The following is a 14880-nucleotide window of genomic DNA, read 5'->3' on the forward strand; positions in this document are numbered from 1 at the left end:
AAAATGGCAGTAAGAAAGCTAAAGCCCACAACACCGGGGCAGAGACACAAAATTATTGGTGCATTTGATACGATTACCTCAAGTACACCAGAGAAGTCCTTACTGGAGCCTATCAAAAAAAGCGGAGGTCGTAACAACACAGGTAAGATGACCATGCGCTACATTGGTGGCGGACATAAGAGACGTTACAGGGTAATCGATTTCAAGAGAAATAAAGACGGTGTTGCTGCTACTGTTGAGTCAATTCAATATGACCCAAACCGTAGTGCACGTATCGCATTATTAGTGTATGCTGATGGCGAAAAACGTTACATTCTCGCTCCTAACGGATTAGAAGTCGGTCAAACTGTTGAATCAGGAACAGGCGTAAGCCCAGATCTTGGTAATACATTAACCCTTAAAGAGATCCCATTAGGAACGATCATTCACAACATTGAGTTGCGCCCAGGACAGGGTGGAATTATGGCTCGTAGTGCCGGAACATTTGCTCAATTGGCTGCTCGTGAAGGTAAGTATGCCGTTATTAAGTTACCGTCAGGTGAAACTAGAATGATCCTTACAACTTGTCGCGCTACTATTGGTGCGGTAGGTAATTCAGACCACGCGTTAGAAAGATCAGGAAAAGCTGGTCGTTCACGTTGGTTAGGACGTCGTCCACGAGTTCGTGGTGTTGCCATGAACCCAGTCGATCACCCAATGGGTGGTGGTGAAGGAAGACAGTCTGGAGGTCATCCAAGATCACGTACAGGTGTATTAGCTAAAGGCTTCAAAACTCGTGATAAGAAGAAAGCTTCTAGTAAGTACATTATTGAAAAGCGTAAAAAATAACGTTAATCAGAAGAACTTATGAGCAGATCATTAAAAAAAGGCCCATTTATAGATTACAAACTTGAAAAGAAGATTTTCGACATGAACGATTCAGGTAAAAAATCTGTAATTAAAACTTGGGCAAGAGCATCGATGATATCTCCAGATTTTGTTGGACATACTATCGCAGTGCACAACGGAAATAAATTTATTCCTGTTTATGTGACCGAAAATATGGTAGGTCACAAGTTAGGAGAGTTTTCACCAACACGTACCTATAGAGGTCACGGTGGTAATAAGAAACGTTAACCTAACTGTAATTTAAATTATTAAAGAGATTTAAAAAATGGGTGCAAGAAAAAGACTCAGAGCAGAAAAAACTAAGGAAGCAAAAAAGCAAGTAAGTTTTGCTTCACTTCGTAATGTGCCTACTTCTCCACGTAAAATGCGCCTGGTTGCAGATATGATCAGAGGTAAAGAAGTTAATTTAGCCTTAGATATGTTGAAGTTTTCTTCTAAGGAAGCTTCTCGTAGGGTAGAGAAATTACTTCTTTCTGCAATTGCAAACTGGAAGGAGAAGAATGAAGGGGTACGCATGGAAGATGCTAATCTGTATGTAAAATCAATCAATGTAGATTCAGCGAGAATTTTAAAAAGGTTGAGACCAGCTCCACAAGGGCGTGCTCACCGTATCAGAAAAAGATCGAACCATGTAACCATTTATATTGATAGCAACGTTGATAACCAACAAGAAATTAAAAGTTAGTTAAATGGGACAAAAAGTAAATCCAATAAGTAACAGATTAGGAATCATCAGAGGATGGGATTCTAATTGGTTTGGCGGAAAAAATTACGGAGATAAAATCTTAGAAGATACTAAAATCCGTAAATATCTAAACGCTCGTTTAGCTAAAGCTAGTATTTCGAGAATTGTTATTGAACGTACACTAAAACTGATAACGATTACTGTTCACACAGCTCGTCCGGGAATCATTATTGGTAAAGGTGGCCAAGAGGTTGACAAACTAAAAGAAGAGTTGAAGAAAATCACTGATAAAGAGGTTCAAATCAACATTTTTGAAGTTAAGAGACCAGAATTAGATGCTATTATAGTAGCTAACAACATTGCACGTCAATTAGAAGGACGTATTGCTTTCCGTCGTGCAGTTAAGATGGCTATTGCTTCTACCATGAGAATGGGAGCAGAAGGTATCAAAATTCAAATTTCAGGTCGTTTAAACGGTGCAGAAATGGCCAGAGCGGAAATGTATAAAGAAGGAAGAACTCCTCTACACACATTCCGTGCAAATATTGATTACGCTCAAGCTGAAGCTCTTACCAAAACAGGTTTGTTAGGTATTAAAGTTTGGATTTGTAAAGGAGAGATTTATGGTAAACCAGATCTTTCACCAAATTTTGCTACGCAAGATAAACCACAACGTAAAGGTGGGAACTTTAAGAAGAGAAGAAAGTAGTCATCAGCTAATGTAAATGAGTTAGAAAGATGTTACAACCAAAGAAAATTAAATACAGAAGAATTCAGAAAGGGAGAATGAAGGGCGAGGCTCAACGTGGCGCGCAACTTGCATTCGGATCTTTTGGAATAAAGTCGTTGCAAACAAAATGGCTTACAGGACGTCAGATTGAGGCGGCTCGTATTGCTGTAACACGTTATATGCAACGTCAAGGACAAATTTGGATTAGAGTGTTTCCTGATAAGCCAATTACCAAGAAGCCTGCAGAGGTACGTATGGGTAAAGGTAAAGGTAGCCCTGAAGGATTTGTGGCTCCAGTTACTCCAGGTAGAATCATTATTGAATGTGATGGAGTACCATTCGAAACAGCAAAAGAAGCATTGCGTTTAGCGGCTCAAAAATTGCCTGTTACTACTAAATTCGTTGTAAGACGAGACTATGTTGAATCTAAATAATTTGAGTAAGGAATGAAGACTTCGGAAATTAAAGAAATGGCGATCAGCGAGATCATCGAAAGAATCGAGACCGAAAGAGCTGAACTTATCCGTTTAGAACTCAATCATAGCATATCTCCATTGGAAAATCCATTGCAGATAAGAGGCTTACGTAGAAATATTGCGAGATTGCAAACTATTTTGCGTCAAAAGCAGTTAACCGAAAAATAGTTTAGTGATGGAAAAAAGAAATTTAAGAAAAGAACGTATCGGTGTTGTGGCTAGCGATAAAATGGATAAGTCTATTGTAGTAGCAGTAGAAATCCGTGAAAAGCACCCTATCTACGGAAAGTTCGTGAAAAAAACTAAGAAGTTTCACGCACATGACGAGAATAACACCTGCAACGAAGGCGATACCGTAAAAATTATGGAAACTCGTCCGTTAAGCAAAACGAAACGTTGGAGATTTGTAGAAATTATCGAAAGAGCTAAGTAATCATGATACAACAAGAATCCAGATTGGCTGTTGCCGATAATAGTGGTGCCAAAGAAGTACTTTGTATTAGAGTGCTTGGGGGTACTAAAAAAAGATACGCCACAATTGGTGATCGTATCGTTGTAACTGTTAAGAGTGCCATCCCTTCTACAGACATGAAGAAAGGTACTGTTACAAAGGCAGTAGTTGTTCGTACAAAAAAAGAGATCAGAAGAGCCGATGGTTCTTATATCCGTTTTGATGAAAACGCATGTGTGCTTTTAAATCAAGCAGGCGAAATGCGTGGTACTCGTATCTTCGGCCCAGTAGCCAGAGAATTACGTGACGGTTATATGAAAATCGTATCATTGGCTCCTGAGGTGCTATAAATTTTAATAAGAGATAGCAATGGGTAAATTACATATTAAAAAAGGCGATACAGTAATTGTAAATGCCGGAGAATATAAAGGACAAGAAGGTAAAGTTCTTGAAGTTCTTGTAGGTAAGAATAGAGCTATCGTGGAAGGAATTAACATGGTATCAAAACATGCTAAGCCAAATGCTGACAATCCTCAGGGAGGTATTGTGAAGCAAGAGGCTCCGATCCACATCTCTAACTTAAACCTTAAGGATCCTTCAACTGGTGAAGCTACTCGTATCGGTAGACGTGCCGGTAAAGACGGAAAGTTAGTAAGGTTCGCTAAAAAATCAGGGGAGGAGATCAAGTAATGAGCTATACACCTAGTTTAAAAACAATGTACAGAGAACAAGTTGTTCCTACATTGATGAAGGAATTTGAATACAAATCAGTAATGCAAGTTCCAAAATTAGAGAAGATTGTTATCAACCAAGGTATTGGTCAAGCAGTTGCTGATAAAAAAATGGTTGATATTGCAATTAATGAGCTTACCGCTATTACCGGTCAAAAAGCTGTTCCTTGTCTTTCTAAGAAAGATGTTTCTAACTTTAAGTTACGTAAAAAAATGCCTATCGGTGTTAGAGTAACTTTAAGAAAAGACAACATGTATGAGTTCCTGGAAAGATTGATTCGTGTGTCTTTGCCAAGGATTCGCGACTTCAAAGGAATCAACAGTAAGCTTGATGGACGTGGTAACTATACCTTAGGTATTGAGGAGCAAATTATTTTTCCTGAAATAAATATTGACAATGTTAGTAAAATTTTGGGTATGAATATTACCTTTGTGACCTCTGGAAATACCGATGAAGAAGCATTTGCTTTATTAAAAGCATTTGGTTTACCATTTAAAAAATAATAAAAAGAGTAAATATGGCCAAGGAATCAATGAAGGCTCGTGAAGTAAAAAGAGCCAAGCTTGTTGCCAAATATGCTGCAAAAAGAGCGGCGCTGAAAGAAGCAGGTGATTACGAAGGATTACAGAAATTACCTAAAAATGCTTCCCCTGTACGTTTGCACAATCGTTGCAAAATTACAGGTCGTCCTAAAGGATACATGAGACAATTTGGTCTTTCTAGGATTCAGTTTCGTGAAATGGCTTCTTCAGGTTTAATCCCTGGAGTAAAAAAAGCCAGCTGGTAGAAAATTAGGTTTCAAGTATAAATATTGTCCCGTTTGCGGGATTAATTTAAACTTTTTTTAAAATGACAGATCCAATAGCAGATTTTCTGACAAGAATCAGAAATGCCATTATGGCAAAACACAAAGTTGTTGAAATTCCTGCATCAAATCTGAAAAAAGAAATGACCCGAGTTCTTTATGACAAGGGTTATATTCTTAATTTCAAATTTGTTGATGACAACAAGCAAGGAATTATTAAAATCGCTCTTAAGTATGATGCTGAGTCTAAAAAATCAGCAATCAAACAATTAAAGCGAGTGAGTACACCAGGTCTACGTCAGTATGCTGGTTATAAGGATATGCCTAGAGTTTTAAATGGATTGGGAGTTGCCATCCTATCTACTTCTAAAGGTGTTATGACCGATAAAGAAGCTAGACAAGCTCAAATAGGTGGTGAGGTTTTATGTTACGTAAGTTAATAAAGGAGAAAGTATTATGTCAAGGATAGGAAAACAGCCCATCTCAATACCAGCCGGAGTTACAGTAACAGTTAAAGAAAACCTTGTTACCGTAAAAGGCCCTAAAGGAGAACTTGCTCAGCAAGTTAATCCTGAATTAGAAGTAGAGGTGAATGAAGATCAAGTATTGGTTAACAGACCATCTGATTCTAAAGAACACCGCTCTCAGCACGGTTTATATCGTTCGCTAATTAATAATATGGTTGAAGGAGTTTCACAAGGCTTTGTGAAGAAATTAGAATTGGTTGGTGTAGGTTATAGAGCTACAAACCAAGGACAACTTCTTGAGTTAGCTTTAGGTTACTCTCACCCAATACATATGGAGTTGCCAGCCGAGATTAAAGTTGAAGCTGTAACCGACAGAAAGAGTAATCCGATTATTACATTAGAGTCTGCAGATAAGCAATTGCTTGGACAAGTTTGTGCAAAAATCCGTTCACTTCGTAAGCCTGAGCCATACAAAGGTAAAGGTGTGAAGTTTGTTGGAGAGCAAATCAGACGTAAAGCTGGTAAATCTGCAAAAGTTTAATCTGATTAAAAATTAAAATTATGGCTTTTTCTAAAGTAGAAAGAAGACTTAGAATAAAAAGAAGTATCCGAGGTAAGATTTCGGGTACTGCTGAGAGGCCAAGAATGTCGGTTTTCAGAAGCAACAAACAAATTTCTGTTCAAATTATCGATGATATTAACGGAAAAACGCTTCTATCAGCCTCATCTCTTGAAAAAGAAGTTGCCTCACAAAAGGGAACTAAAACTGAGCAAGCTGCATCAGTAGGTAAATTAATTGCTGAAAAAGCAAAAGGTGCCGGAATAGAATCTGTGGTATTCGATCGTAATGGATTTTTATACCATGGAAGAGTTAAACAATTAGCTGACTCTGCTCGTGAAGCAGGTCTTAAATTTTAATAACTATGGCAGGAGATAATCAAAAAGTAAGAAGTAATAACGACCTTGAATTAAAGGATAGGTTAGTTGCCATTAATCGTGTAACTAAGGTAACCAAAGGTGGTAGAACTTTTAGTTTTTCTGCTATTGTTGTAGTTGGTAACGAAAATGGCATCGTAGGTTGGGGGTTAGGTAAAGCTAACGAAGTAACAACCGCAATTGCAAAAGGTGTAGAAGCTGCAAAGAAAAACCTTGTTAAAGTACCAGTTCTTAATGGAACAATTCCTCACGAGCAATATTGCAAGTTTGGTGGTGCAAGTGTTTTCATGAAGCCTGCTTCTCACGGTACCGGAGTTAAAGCCGGTGGTGCGATGCGCGCTGTACTTGAAAGTGTTGGTGTAACTGACGTTTTGGCTAAATCAAAAGGTTCATCAAACCCTCACAACCTTGTAAAAGCTACTATTAATGCACTTAAGGAATTAAGAGACGCTCAAACTGTGGCTAAGCATAGAGGTGTTACGTTAGACAAAGTATTTAACGGTTAAGAAGAACAAAAATGGCTAAGATAAAAGTAACACAAGTAAAGAGCAAAATTGGCTCAACTGCACGTCAAAAGAAAACTTTGGCGGCTCTTGGTCTAACAAAAATAAATGCAACTAATGAATTTGAGGCAACCCCTCAAATTCTTGGTATGGTTGAAAAGGTGAGACACCTTGTTAGCATAGAAAAATAATTTATAACGATTTAAGAAAACTTAGATATGGACTTAAGTAATTTAAAACCTGCTGAAGGTTCGACCAAAACAAGAAAGAGAATTGGTCGTGGACAGGGTTCAGGCCGTGGTGGTACATCTACTCGTGGTCATAAAGGTGCCAAGTCCAGATCTGGTTATTCTAAGAAAATTGGTTTCGAAGGTGGTCAAATGCCATTACAGAGACGTGTTCCTAAATTCGGTTTTAAAAACATCAACCGTGTAGAATATAAAGCAATTAATATTGCAAATCTACAGGAGTTAGCTGAAAAGAAGAACCTTACTGTAATTGATATTGAAACACTTCAAGAAGCTGGTTTCATTAATAAGAATGACCGGGTTAAAATACTTGGTAATGGAAATATTACTGCCAAAATTGAAGTGAAAGCTCATGCCTTTTCTAAATCAGCGGTGAGCGCTATTGAAGCTGCTCAAGGTACCGTTGTTAAACTGTAAATCAATGAAACTGATCGAAACAATTCGCAACATTTTTAAGATTGAGGATTTAAAGTCCCGCATCATTACAACTATTGGATTGGTATTAGTATACCGTTTAGGTTCATTTATTGTATTGCCTGGGATTAATCCTACTCAATTAACAGAACTTAAAGCCCAAACTTCACAAGGAGTTATGGGATTATTAGATATGTTTTCCGGAGGTGCATTTTCTAATGCATCCGTATTTGGTTTAGGTATTATGCCTTACATATCTGCATCTATCGTAATTCAACTTTTAGGTATCGCTGTTCCTTATTTTCAAAGGTTACAACGTGAAGGAGAAAGTGGTAGACGTAAGATTAACCAAATAACCAGATATCTAACTGTTATAATCTTATTGTTTCAATCACCGGCATATTTAGCTAACTTACCAGAAGTAGCAATTTCTTCACCAGGATTGATGTTTAAAATTACATCAATAATGATACTTACTGCGGGAACAATGTTTGTAATGTGGTTAGGAGAAAGAATTACTGAGAAAGGAATAGGTAATGGTATTTCATTAATTATTATGATTGGTATCATTGCACGTCTTCCTTTTGCTGTGGTAGCTGAATTTGTATCTCGTTTTGAAGAAGGTGGTGGTTTAGTGATGTTGTTGATTGAGATCGTGGTTCTATTTTTTGTATTTGCAGGTACAATTTTGTTAGTACAAGGAACCCGCCGTATTCCTGTTCAATATGCGAAGCGTATTGTGGGTAACAAACAATATGGTGGTGTTCGTCAATACATACCTTTAAAAGTAAACGCTGCAGGTGTAATGCCAATCATCTTTGCTCAGGCAATTATGTTTGTACCATTAACATTAGCTGGATATGTAGGAGGTGATAGCGCGAACAACTGGTTTACTGCTATGTTTTCAGATTATACCGGTTGGGGTTATAATGCAGTATTCGCATTTTTAATTATTGCATTCACATATTTTTATACAGCAATTACAATAAATCCAACTCAGATGGCTGAAGATATGAAACGTAATGGTGGATTTATCCCAGGTGTTAAACCGGGTAAAAAAACTATAGAGTTTTTAGATTCTGTAATGTCAAAAATTACATTACCAGGATCGGTATTTTTAGCTATTGTAGCAATTCTACCAGCTTTTGCTTCTATGGCAGGAGTAGATAGAATGTTTGCTCAGTTCTATGGTGGTACATCTTTATTGATTTTGGTGGGTGTTGTTTTAGATACCTTACAACAAATTGAGAGCCACTTGTTGATGAGACATTATGATGGATTGATGAAATCCGGAAGAATCAAAGGTAGAACTGGAGGCGGTCCTGCTGTTTATTAAAAGAGAGTCGTTCGATAATGATATATCTTAAAACAGACGAAGAGATAGAATTACTTCGAGCAAGTAATATGCTTGTAGGTAAAACACTAGGTGAGATTGCTAAAGCAATAAAGCCAGGTGTAACAACTTTACAATTAGATAAACTTGCCGAAGAATTTATTAGAGATAATGGCGGAATCCCTGGTTTCTTAGGATATCAGGGGTTTCCTAATACTCTATGTACTTCTGTAAATGATCAAGTAGTACATGGTATTCCTAATTCCACTCCATTAGAAGACGGTGACGTTGTTTCTGTGGATTGTGGTGTTTTAATGAATGAGTTTTATGGTGATTCAGCCTATACTTTTGAAGTAGGTAACGTTAATCCTGAAATCAAAGCATTACTTAAAGCAACTAAGGAATCTTTATACAAGGGTATTGAAAAAGCAATTGCGGGAAACAGAATTGGCGATATTGGCAACGCTGTTCAACAATATTGTGAAGAAAGAGGATATACTGTTGTAAGAGAAATGGTAGGACATGGTGTAGGAAGAAATATGCACGAGTCGCCTGAAGTACCTAATTATGGTAGAAGAGGGAATGGTACATTATTAAAACCAGGAATGGTCATTGCCATAGAGCCAATGATTAATTTAGGAAAAAGAAATATTGTACAGGAAAACGACGGATGGACTATCAGAACCATGGATAAAAAGGTTTCCGCTCATTTTGAACATACTATAGCAGTACAAAAAAATGCAGCAGATATACTTTCTAGTTTTAAATTTGTAGAAGAAGTATTAACTTTGCAGTCTGAAAATTAAAAAGGTAATTAGTTATGGCTAAACAAGCCTCAATAGAACAAGACGGAACGATAATAGAAGCCCTATCAAATGCTATGTTTAGAGTAGAGCTTGAAAATGGGCATGTGATTACAGCGCATATCTCAGGTAAAATGAGAATGCACTATATTAAAATTTTACCTGGAGATAAGGTTAAAGTGGAGATGTCTCCATATGATCTTACTAAAGGAAGAATTTCTTATAGATACAAAAATTAATTCTATAATACAATGAAGGTTAGAGCATCTGTTAAGAAGAGAAGTGCTGATTGCAAAATTGTAAAACGCAAAGGGCGCTTATACGTGATTAACAAGAAGAATCCCAAGTTTAAACAACGTCAAGGATAAAGAATAAATAATTATGGCTAGAATTGCTGGAGTTGATATCCCTACCAATAAGAGAGGTGAGGTTTCATTAACTTATATTTACGGAATTGGGCGTAGTGTAGCTCAAAAAATCCTTGGCGAGGCAGGGATTGATGTTAACATCAAAGTTAGCGATTGGACAGACGAACAAATAGCAAAGATTCGTGAAATTATCTCTGAACAATATAAAATCGAAGGTGAACTTCGATCAGAAGTTCAGTTGAATATTAAACGTTTGATGGATATCGGTTGTTATAGAGGAATTCGTCATCGTATCGGTTTACCATTACGTGGTCAGAAGACTAAAAACAATGCACGTACACGTAAAGGGAAGAAAAAAACTGTTGCTAACAAGAAAAAAGCAACTAAATAATAATTGAGATATGGCAAAGAAGACAGCGAGTCAAAAGAAAAGAGTCGTTAAAGTTGAGGCTCAAGGAGAAGCTCATATTCACTCATCTTTCAATAACATTATTGTTTCTTTAACAAATAAAAATGGTCAGGTTATTTCTTGGTCTAGTGCTGGTAAAATGGGTTTTAGAGGTTCTAAAAAGAATACTCCTTATGCAGCTCAAATGGCAGCTACAGACTGTGGTAAAGTAGCTTTTGATCTTGGTTTAAGAAAAGTAAAGGTGTATGTGAAAGGACCAGGTAATGGTCGTGAATCTGCAATTCGTTCAATCCACGCTGCTGGTATTGAGGTTACAGAGATTGTAGATATTACTCCTATGCCACACAATGGATGTCGTCCTCCAAAAAGACGAAGAGTATAATTATTTACTAGTTATTAACCATAAATTGAGTCTTTGGATTTTGAATTATGAATGATTATAATAGAACCTCCTCTCTATAATCTCGCGGCCTTCATATTCATAATTTAAAAACAAAAATTTAAAAACAAAAATTTAGAAGAATGGCTAGATACATTGGACCTAAAACGAAAATTGCCCGTAAATTCGGTGAGGCAATTTATGGTTCGGATAAAAGTTTCGAAAGAAAAAACTATCCTCCAGGACAACACGGTAACAACCGTAGAAAGAAGACTTCAGAATATGGTCTTCAATTGAAAGAAAAACAAAAAGCTAAATACACATACGGTGTATTAGAAAAGCAATTTAGTAACTTGTTTAAAAAAGCATCACGTGCTAAAGGTATTACTGGTGAAGTATTACTTGGCTTGTTAGAGTGCCGTTTAGATAACGTAGTATATCGTATGGGAATTGCTCCTTCAAGAGCAGCAGCACGTCAGCTTGTATCTCATAAGCATATTACTGTTGATGGACAAGTTGTAAATATTCCATCATATTCAGTAAAAGCTGATCAAATTATTGGTGTTCGTGAGAAATCTAAATCTCTGGAAACAATTACTGATTCTTTGGCAGCATCTTCAGTGCATAACTTTTCTTGGTTAGAGTGGGATGGTGACACAAAAACTGGTAAATTTTTAAATGTACCATCAAGAGAAGATATTCCTGAAAATATTAAAGAACAATTAATTGTTGAATTGTATTCTAAATAATATATTCTTATGGCAATATTAGCATTCCAAAAACCTGATAAAGTAATCATGCTTGAAGCGGACAATCAATTCGGTCGCTTCGAATTTCGTCCGTTAGAACCAGGATATGGTATTACAGTTGGAAATGCCTTAAGAAGAATTTTGTTATCCTCATTAGAAGGTTTCGCAATTACATCTGTTAAGATTGAAGGAGTAGATCATGAGTTTTCAACTATTCCAGGAGTAATTAACGATACAACCGACATAATTCTTAATCTTAAGCAAATTAGATTTAAACAAATTGTAGAAGAGGTAGATAGTGAGAAAGTTACTATCAACGTGTCGGGTAAGGAAGAATTAAAAGCTGGAGAATTGAATAACTTCATGACTGGCTTTGAAGTTTTAAATCCTGATCAACGTATTTGTTTAATGAACCCTGATGTTAACCTTAAAATGGAATTAACCATTAATAAAGGTAGGGGTTATGTTCCTTCTGAAGAAAATCATTCAGCAGAATCTGAGTTCGGTGTTATTGCGATTGACTCTATATATACTCCAGTCAGAAATGTAAAATATTCGATAGAAAACTATCGTGTAGAGCAAAAAACTGACTACGAGAAATTAATTATTGAAATAGAAACAGACGGTTCTATTCATCCAAAAGATGCTTTAAAAGAAGCTGCTAAAATTCTTATCTATCACTTTATGTTGTTCTCAGATGAGAGAATTACATTAGATTCAGATGAGAAATTTGGAAATGAAGAATTCGATGAAGAAGTTCTTCACATGCGCCAGTTGTTAAAAACTAAATTGGTTGACATGGATCTTTCAGTTAGAGCATTAAATTGTTTAAAAGCTGCTGATGTGGAAACATTAGGTGAGCTAGTTCAATTTAATCGTAACGATCTATTGAAGTTCCGTAACTTTGGTAAGAAATCATTAACAGAGCTTGATGACCTTTTACAAGTGATGAACTTAAATTTTGGTATGGATATTACTAAGTATAAATTAGACAAGGAATAATTGCGATGAGACATAGAAAAAAGTTCAATCATTTAGGAAGAAAGAGCTCTCACCGTAAAGCTATGTTATCGAATATGGCTGCGTCTTTAATTCTTCACAAAAGAATTAAAACTACAGTAGCCAAAGCCAAAGCATTGCGCATGTACGTTGAGCCTCTTATTACTAAATCTAAAGATGATTCTACACAACAAAGAAGAATTGTTTTTGGATACCTAAATAACAAATTTGCTGTATCTGAACTATTCAGAGAAGTTGCTGGAAAAGTAGGAGAAAGACCAGGTGGTTATACTCGTATTTTAAAGCTTGGTAATCGTTTAGGTGATAACGCAGAAATGTGTTATATCGAATTAGTTGATTATAATGAAAACATGTTGTCGGCTAGCAAGCCTCAAGCAGATAAGAAATCACGTCGTACAAGACGTAAAAAAGCTACTGCTACAACTGAATCTGCTGCTGCAGATGTAGAATCAACAGAAAATTCAACTGAAAGTGAATCTAAAGAGTAGTTATATAAATAGTTATTATATGCTATCTTAAAACATAAAAGGATAATTGCCTCGTGCCGTTATCCTTTTTTTTTCAGAATTGTAAACTCAATTTTTAAATAAGTCAAATTATGGGACAAATTTCAAATGTTCATGCTCGTGAGATTCTTGACTCACGTGGAAATCCTACTGTTGAAGTAGAGGTAACTTTAGAATGTGGTGTTGTAGGTCGTGCTGCTGTACCTTCTGGAGCATCTACTGGTGAGCACGAAGCACTAGAGCTAAGAGATGGTGATAAAAGTCGTTATTTAGGAAAAGGTGTACAAAAAGCCGTTGCTAATGTTAACGATGTTATTGCTCCTGAATTAGTTGGTTTTAGCGTATTAGATCAAGTTGGTGTTGATACTAAAATGCTTGAAATGGATGGTACTAAAACTAAGAGTAAGTTAGGTGCTAACGCTATTTTAGGTGTATCATTAGCTACAGCAAAAGCTGCTGCTGAGTACCTTGAAATGCCATTATACCGTTATATCGGTGGAACTAATGCTTGTACTTTACCTGTTCCAATGATGAATATTATCAATGGTGGTTCTCACTCAGATGCTACTATTGCTTTCCAAGAGTTCATGATTCGTCCTATTGGAGCTCCTACTTTTAGAGAAGGTTTACGTATGGGTGCTGAAGTATTCCATGCATTAGCTAAGGTATTAAAAGGAAAAGGTCTTTCTACTGCTGTTGGTGACGAAGGTGGTTTCGCTCCAATGTTAGGTGGTACTGAAGAGGCTATTGATTGTATTTTAACAGCTATCAAAAACGCTGGATATAAGCCAGGTCGTGCAGAAGACGGTGGTGATGTTTCTATCGCTATGGACTGTGCTTCTTCTGAATTCTACAAAGAAGGTGTATATGATTACAGCATTTTTGAGCCAAACGGTGTTAAAAGAAATTCTGAAGAGCAAGCTGCTTATTTAGCTGATCTTGTTGCTAAGTATCCTATCGATTCTATCGAAGATGGTATGGATGAGAACGACTGGGACGGATGGGTTGCATTAAATGCTAAAATTGGTGACAAATGCCAGTTAGTAGGTGATGACCTATTTGTAACTAATGTTGATTACTTGAAAAAAGGTATTGAATTAGGAGCTGCTAACTCTATCCTTATTAAAGTAAACCAAATTGGTACTTTAACAGAAACTTTAAATGCAATTGAAATGGCTCACAGAGCTGGTTATACTTCAGTAACTTCTCACCGTTCAGGTGAAACTGAAGATGCTACAATTGCTGATATTGCTGTAGCTACTAACAGTGGACAAATCAAAACAGGTTCATTAAGCCGTTCTGACCGTATGGCTAAATATAACCAACTTCTTCGTATTGAAGAAGAATTAGGTGCTAGCGCTGTTTATGGTTATAAAAAAGTGAAAAAAGCCTAATTACTCATAGTAATTAGTTTATAATATAAGGAGCATCATAATGATGCTCCTTTTTTTATGCATTGTCCTTTGTGAACTCGCTAGGTAATTTACCAAATTGTTTATGGAAGCATTTAGCGAAATATGAGGGATTGTTAAATCCAACTAAAAAGCATATCTCATTAATTCTATATTCTCCTTCAATAATTAATTTCGCAGCTTTCTTAAGCTTACAAACTCTCAAATAATCATTGGGTGTCATCCCTGAAATTCCTTTAATTTTACGTTGTAAATTAGATCTGCTCATTGATAAAGCGTTTGCCAGGTTTTCTATAGAATATTCAGGATCTAACAAACTGCTTTCAATTTCTTTATTAAGCTTGTTCAGAAATTCTTCATCTTTTTTGTTATTGGCTAAGCTACCATAAGGAACAAAAGGCGTATTTGCGAACTTCTCCAATAGAATTTGACGGTTTTTTAGGAGACTGTTTACTTGAGCTTTTAAATAATCTCAGAGCTGTCCTAAACGTTTTCTAAATTAGTTAGTCATAATTTAAAAATCACGCATTGGGACAGATTTTTATCTTTTTTGAAAATCAATCCCC

28 protein-coding genes are annotated in these 14880 nt (G+C 36.3%); 27 read left to right on the top strand and 1 reads right to left on the bottom strand.

Annotated features, from left to right (window positions below; translation table 11 throughout):
- Positions 1–3: 3 nt before the first annotated feature.
- The 27 genes from rplB (at position 4) to eno (ending at position 14296) form a co-directional block, all read left to right on the top strand.
- Positions 4–828, top strand: a complete 825-nt coding sequence (gene rplB / locus OM075_RS06710; RefSeq protein ID WP_301189722.1) for a 50S ribosomal protein L2 — start codon at positions 4–6, stop codon at positions 826–828.
- Positions 829–846: 18 nt separating this feature from the next.
- Complete coding sequence (rpsS, locus tag OM075_RS06715) at positions 847–1116, top strand: 30S ribosomal protein S19 (RefSeq protein WP_301189723.1); 270 nt, start codon at positions 847–849, stop codon at positions 1114–1116.
- Between the two features lie 37 nt (positions 1117–1153).
- Positions 1154–1573, top strand: coding sequence for a 50S ribosomal protein L22 (gene rplV, locus OM075_RS06720; protein ID WP_301189724.1), 420 nt, complete (start codon positions 1154–1156; stop codon positions 1571–1573).
- A gap of 4 nt (positions 1574–1577) precedes the next feature.
- Positions 1578–2282: a 30S ribosomal protein S3 gene (rpsC, locus tag OM075_RS06725; protein WP_301189725.1), complete on the top strand. Its 705-nt coding sequence runs from the start codon at positions 1578–1580 to the stop codon at positions 2280–2282.
- Between the two features lie 29 nt (positions 2283–2311).
- Positions 2312–2737, top strand: coding sequence for a 50S ribosomal protein L16 (gene rplP / locus OM075_RS06730; RefSeq protein ID WP_301189726.1), 426 nt, complete (start codon positions 2312–2314; stop codon positions 2735–2737).
- 12 nt (positions 2738–2749) lie between these two features.
- On the top strand, positions 2750–2947 hold the full coding sequence (rpmC, locus tag OM075_RS06735) for a 50S ribosomal protein L29 (protein ID WP_301189727.1): 198 nt from the start codon (positions 2750–2752) through the stop codon (positions 2945–2947).
- A gap of 7 nt (positions 2948–2954) precedes the next feature.
- Positions 2955–3212: a 30S ribosomal protein S17 gene (rpsQ, locus tag OM075_RS06740; RefSeq protein WP_301189728.1), complete on the top strand. Its 258-nt coding sequence runs from the start codon at positions 2955–2957 to the stop codon at positions 3210–3212.
- Between the two features lie 2 nt (positions 3213–3214).
- The gene (gene rplN / locus OM075_RS06745) at positions 3215–3580 is read left to right on the top strand and encodes a 50S ribosomal protein L14 (RefSeq protein WP_301189729.1); all 366 of its coding nucleotides are present in this window, start codon (positions 3215–3217) and stop codon (positions 3578–3580) included.
- Between the two features lie 19 nt (positions 3581–3599).
- Positions 3600–3920 carry a 50S ribosomal protein L24 gene (rplX, locus tag OM075_RS06750; RefSeq protein WP_301189730.1) on the top strand — a complete coding sequence of 107 codons (321 nt, stop codon included), beginning with the start codon at positions 3600–3602 and terminating at the stop codon, positions 3918–3920.
- Positions 3920–4465 carry a 50S ribosomal protein L5 gene (gene rplE / locus OM075_RS06755; RefSeq protein WP_301189731.1) on the top strand — a complete coding sequence of 182 codons (546 nt, stop codon included), beginning with the start codon at positions 3920–3922 and terminating at the stop codon, positions 4463–4465. The genes rplX and rplE overlap by 1 nt, the downstream gene beginning before the upstream one ends.
- Before the next feature lie 14 nt (positions 4466–4479).
- Positions 4480–4749 carry a 30S ribosomal protein S14 gene (rpsN, locus tag OM075_RS06760; protein ID WP_301189732.1) on the top strand — a complete coding sequence of 90 codons (270 nt, stop codon included), beginning with the start codon at positions 4480–4482 and terminating at the stop codon, positions 4747–4749.
- A gap of 62 nt (positions 4750–4811) precedes the next feature.
- The gene (rpsH, locus tag OM075_RS06765; protein WP_301189733.1) at positions 4812–5207 is read left to right on the top strand and encodes a 30S ribosomal protein S8; all 396 of its coding nucleotides are present in this window, start codon (positions 4812–4814) and stop codon (positions 5205–5207) included.
- 16 nt (positions 5208–5223) lie between these two features.
- On the top strand, positions 5224–5775 hold the full coding sequence (rplF, locus tag OM075_RS06770; protein ID WP_301189734.1) for a 50S ribosomal protein L6: 552 nt from the start codon (positions 5224–5226) through the stop codon (positions 5773–5775).
- Positions 5776–5795: 20 nt separating this feature from the next.
- Positions 5796–6152 carry a 50S ribosomal protein L18 gene (rplR, locus tag OM075_RS06775; protein WP_301189735.1) on the top strand — a complete coding sequence of 119 codons (357 nt, stop codon included), beginning with the start codon at positions 5796–5798 and terminating at the stop codon, positions 6150–6152.
- A 5-nt stretch (positions 6153–6157) separates the two neighbouring features.
- Positions 6158–6676 (top strand): 30S ribosomal protein S5, encoded by a 519-nt coding sequence (rpsE, locus tag OM075_RS06780; RefSeq protein WP_301189736.1) that lies wholly within the window; start codon positions 6158–6160, stop codon positions 6674–6676.
- Between the two features lie 11 nt (positions 6677–6687).
- Positions 6688–6864 (top strand): 50S ribosomal protein L30, encoded by a 177-nt coding sequence (gene rpmD / locus OM075_RS06785; protein ID WP_301189737.1) that lies wholly within the window; start codon positions 6688–6690, stop codon positions 6862–6864.
- A gap of 27 nt (positions 6865–6891) precedes the next feature.
- Positions 6892–7338, top strand: coding sequence for a 50S ribosomal protein L15 (gene rplO, locus OM075_RS06790; protein ID WP_301189738.1), 447 nt, complete (start codon positions 6892–6894; stop codon positions 7336–7338).
- Between the two features lie 4 nt (positions 7339–7342).
- Positions 7343–8671 carry a preprotein translocase subunit SecY gene (secY, locus tag OM075_RS06795; protein WP_301189739.1) on the top strand — a complete coding sequence of 443 codons (1329 nt, stop codon included), beginning with the start codon at positions 7343–7345 and terminating at the stop codon, positions 8669–8671.
- 17 nt (positions 8672–8688) lie between these two features.
- Entirely contained in the window at positions 8689–9474 is a 786-nt protein-coding gene (gene map / locus OM075_RS06800; protein ID WP_301189740.1) for a type I methionyl aminopeptidase, read from the top strand.
- Positions 9475–9488: 14 nt separating this feature from the next.
- Entirely contained in the window at positions 9489–9710 is a 222-nt protein-coding gene (gene infA / locus OM075_RS06805) for a translation initiation factor IF-1 (protein ID WP_138528501.1), read from the top strand.
- A gap of 12 nt (positions 9711–9722) precedes the next feature.
- A complete protein-coding gene (gene ykgO / locus OM075_RS06810) occupies positions 9723–9839 on the top strand; it encodes a type B 50S ribosomal protein L36 (protein WP_071792536.1) in 117 nt (38 codons plus the stop codon).
- Positions 9840–9852: 13 nt separating this feature from the next.
- A complete protein-coding gene (rpsM, locus tag OM075_RS06815) occupies positions 9853–10230 on the top strand; it encodes a 30S ribosomal protein S13 (protein ID WP_301189741.1) in 378 nt (125 codons plus the stop codon).
- Between the two features lie 10 nt (positions 10231–10240).
- On the top strand, positions 10241–10630 hold the full coding sequence (gene rpsK / locus OM075_RS06820; RefSeq protein WP_301189742.1) for a 30S ribosomal protein S11: 390 nt from the start codon (positions 10241–10243) through the stop codon (positions 10628–10630).
- Between the two features lie 140 nt (positions 10631–10770).
- Positions 10771–11376: a 30S ribosomal protein S4 gene (gene rpsD, locus OM075_RS06825; RefSeq protein WP_301189743.1), complete on the top strand. Its 606-nt coding sequence runs from the start codon at positions 10771–10773 to the stop codon at positions 11374–11376.
- Positions 11377–11385: 9 nt separating this feature from the next.
- On the top strand, positions 11386–12378 hold the full coding sequence (locus OM075_RS06830; protein WP_301189744.1) for a DNA-directed RNA polymerase subunit alpha: 993 nt from the start codon (positions 11386–11388) through the stop codon (positions 12376–12378).
- A gap of 5 nt (positions 12379–12383) precedes the next feature.
- On the top strand, positions 12384–12884 hold the full coding sequence (rplQ, locus tag OM075_RS06835; RefSeq protein ID WP_435873467.1) for a 50S ribosomal protein L17: 501 nt from the start codon (positions 12384–12386) through the stop codon (positions 12882–12884).
- A 110-nt stretch (positions 12885–12994) separates the two neighbouring features.
- The gene (eno, locus tag OM075_RS06840) at positions 12995–14296 is read left to right on the top strand and encodes a phosphopyruvate hydratase (protein ID WP_301189745.1); all 1302 of its coding nucleotides are present in this window, start codon (positions 12995–12997) and stop codon (positions 14294–14296) included.
- Between the two features lie 55 nt (positions 14297–14351).
- On the opposite strand, the gene OM075_RS06845 is transcribed toward eno, so the two are convergent.
- A complete protein-coding gene (locus OM075_RS06845; protein ID WP_301189746.1) occupies positions 14352–14735 on the bottom strand; it encodes a helix-turn-helix domain-containing protein in 384 nt (127 codons plus the stop codon).
- Positions 14736–14880: the final 145 nt, after the last annotated feature.

It is taken from the genome of Plebeiibacterium sediminum (assembly GCF_026013605.1).
Lineage (GTDB): Bacteria > Bacteroidota > Bacteroidia > Bacteroidales > Marinilabiliaceae > Saccharicrinis > Saccharicrinis sediminus.

Bases quoted from the DNA above. Each gene is read 5' to 3' on its own strand.
- rplB (WP_301189722.1), top strand. From the start codon at position 4: ATGGCAGTAAGAAAGCTAAAGCCCACAACACCGGGGCAGAGACACAAA.
- rpsS (WP_301189723.1), top strand. From the start codon at position 847: ATGAGCAGATCATTAAAAAAAGGCCCATTTATAGATTACAAACTTGAA.
- rplV (WP_301189724.1), top strand. From the start codon at position 1,154: ATGGGTGCAAGAAAAAGACTCAGAGCAGAAAAAACTAAGGAAGCAAAA.
- rpsC (WP_301189725.1), top strand. From the start codon at position 1,578: ATGGGACAAAAAGTAAATCCAATAAGTAACAGATTAGGAATCATCAGA.
- rplP (WP_301189726.1), top strand. From the start codon at position 2,312: ATGTTACAACCAAAGAAAATTAAATACAGAAGAATTCAGAAAGGGAGA.
- rpmC (WP_301189727.1), top strand. From the start codon at position 2,750: ATGAAGACTTCGGAAATTAAAGAAATGGCGATCAGCGAGATCATCGAA.
- rpsQ (WP_301189728.1), top strand. From the start codon at position 2,955: ATGGAAAAAAGAAATTTAAGAAAAGAACGTATCGGTGTTGTGGCTAGC.
- rplN (WP_301189729.1), top strand. From the start codon at position 3,215: ATGATACAACAAGAATCCAGATTGGCTGTTGCCGATAATAGTGGTGCC.
- rplX (WP_301189730.1), top strand. From the start codon at position 3,600: ATGGGTAAATTACATATTAAAAAAGGCGATACAGTAATTGTAAATGCC.
- rplE (WP_301189731.1), top strand. From the start codon at position 3,920: ATGAGCTATACACCTAGTTTAAAAACAATGTACAGAGAACAAGTTGTT.
- rpsN (WP_301189732.1), top strand. From the start codon at position 4,480: ATGGCCAAGGAATCAATGAAGGCTCGTGAAGTAAAAAGAGCCAAGCTT.
- rpsH (WP_301189733.1), top strand. From the start codon at position 4,812: ATGACAGATCCAATAGCAGATTTTCTGACAAGAATCAGAAATGCCATT.
- rplF (WP_301189734.1), top strand. From the start codon at position 5,224: ATGTCAAGGATAGGAAAACAGCCCATCTCAATACCAGCCGGAGTTACA.
- rplR (WP_301189735.1), top strand. From the start codon at position 5,796: ATGGCTTTTTCTAAAGTAGAAAGAAGACTTAGAATAAAAAGAAGTATC.
- rpsE (WP_301189736.1), top strand. From the start codon at position 6,158: ATGGCAGGAGATAATCAAAAAGTAAGAAGTAATAACGACCTTGAATTA.
- rpmD (WP_301189737.1), top strand. From the start codon at position 6,688: ATGGCTAAGATAAAAGTAACACAAGTAAAGAGCAAAATTGGCTCAACT.
- rplO (WP_301189738.1), top strand. From the start codon at position 6,892: ATGGACTTAAGTAATTTAAAACCTGCTGAAGGTTCGACCAAAACAAGA.
- secY (WP_301189739.1), top strand. From the start codon at position 7,343: ATGAAACTGATCGAAACAATTCGCAACATTTTTAAGATTGAGGATTTA.
- map (WP_301189740.1), top strand. From the start codon at position 8,689: ATGATATATCTTAAAACAGACGAAGAGATAGAATTACTTCGAGCAAGT.
- infA (WP_138528501.1), top strand. From the start codon at position 9,489: ATGGCTAAACAAGCCTCAATAGAACAAGACGGAACGATAATAGAAGCC.
- ykgO (WP_071792536.1), top strand. From the start codon at position 9,723: ATGAAGGTTAGAGCATCTGTTAAGAAGAGAAGTGCTGATTGCAAAATT.
- rpsM (WP_301189741.1), top strand. From the start codon at position 9,853: ATGGCTAGAATTGCTGGAGTTGATATCCCTACCAATAAGAGAGGTGAG.
- rpsK (WP_301189742.1), top strand. From the start codon at position 10,241: ATGGCAAAGAAGACAGCGAGTCAAAAGAAAAGAGTCGTTAAAGTTGAG.
- rpsD (WP_301189743.1), top strand. From the start codon at position 10,771: ATGGCTAGATACATTGGACCTAAAACGAAAATTGCCCGTAAATTCGGT.
- OM075_RS06830 (WP_301189744.1), top strand. From the start codon at position 11,386: ATGGCAATATTAGCATTCCAAAAACCTGATAAAGTAATCATGCTTGAA.
- rplQ (WP_435873467.1), top strand. From the start codon at position 12,384: ATGAGACATAGAAAAAAGTTCAATCATTTAGGAAGAAAGAGCTCTCAC.
- eno (WP_301189745.1), top strand. From the start codon at position 12,995: ATGGGACAAATTTCAAATGTTCATGCTCGTGAGATTCTTGACTCACGT.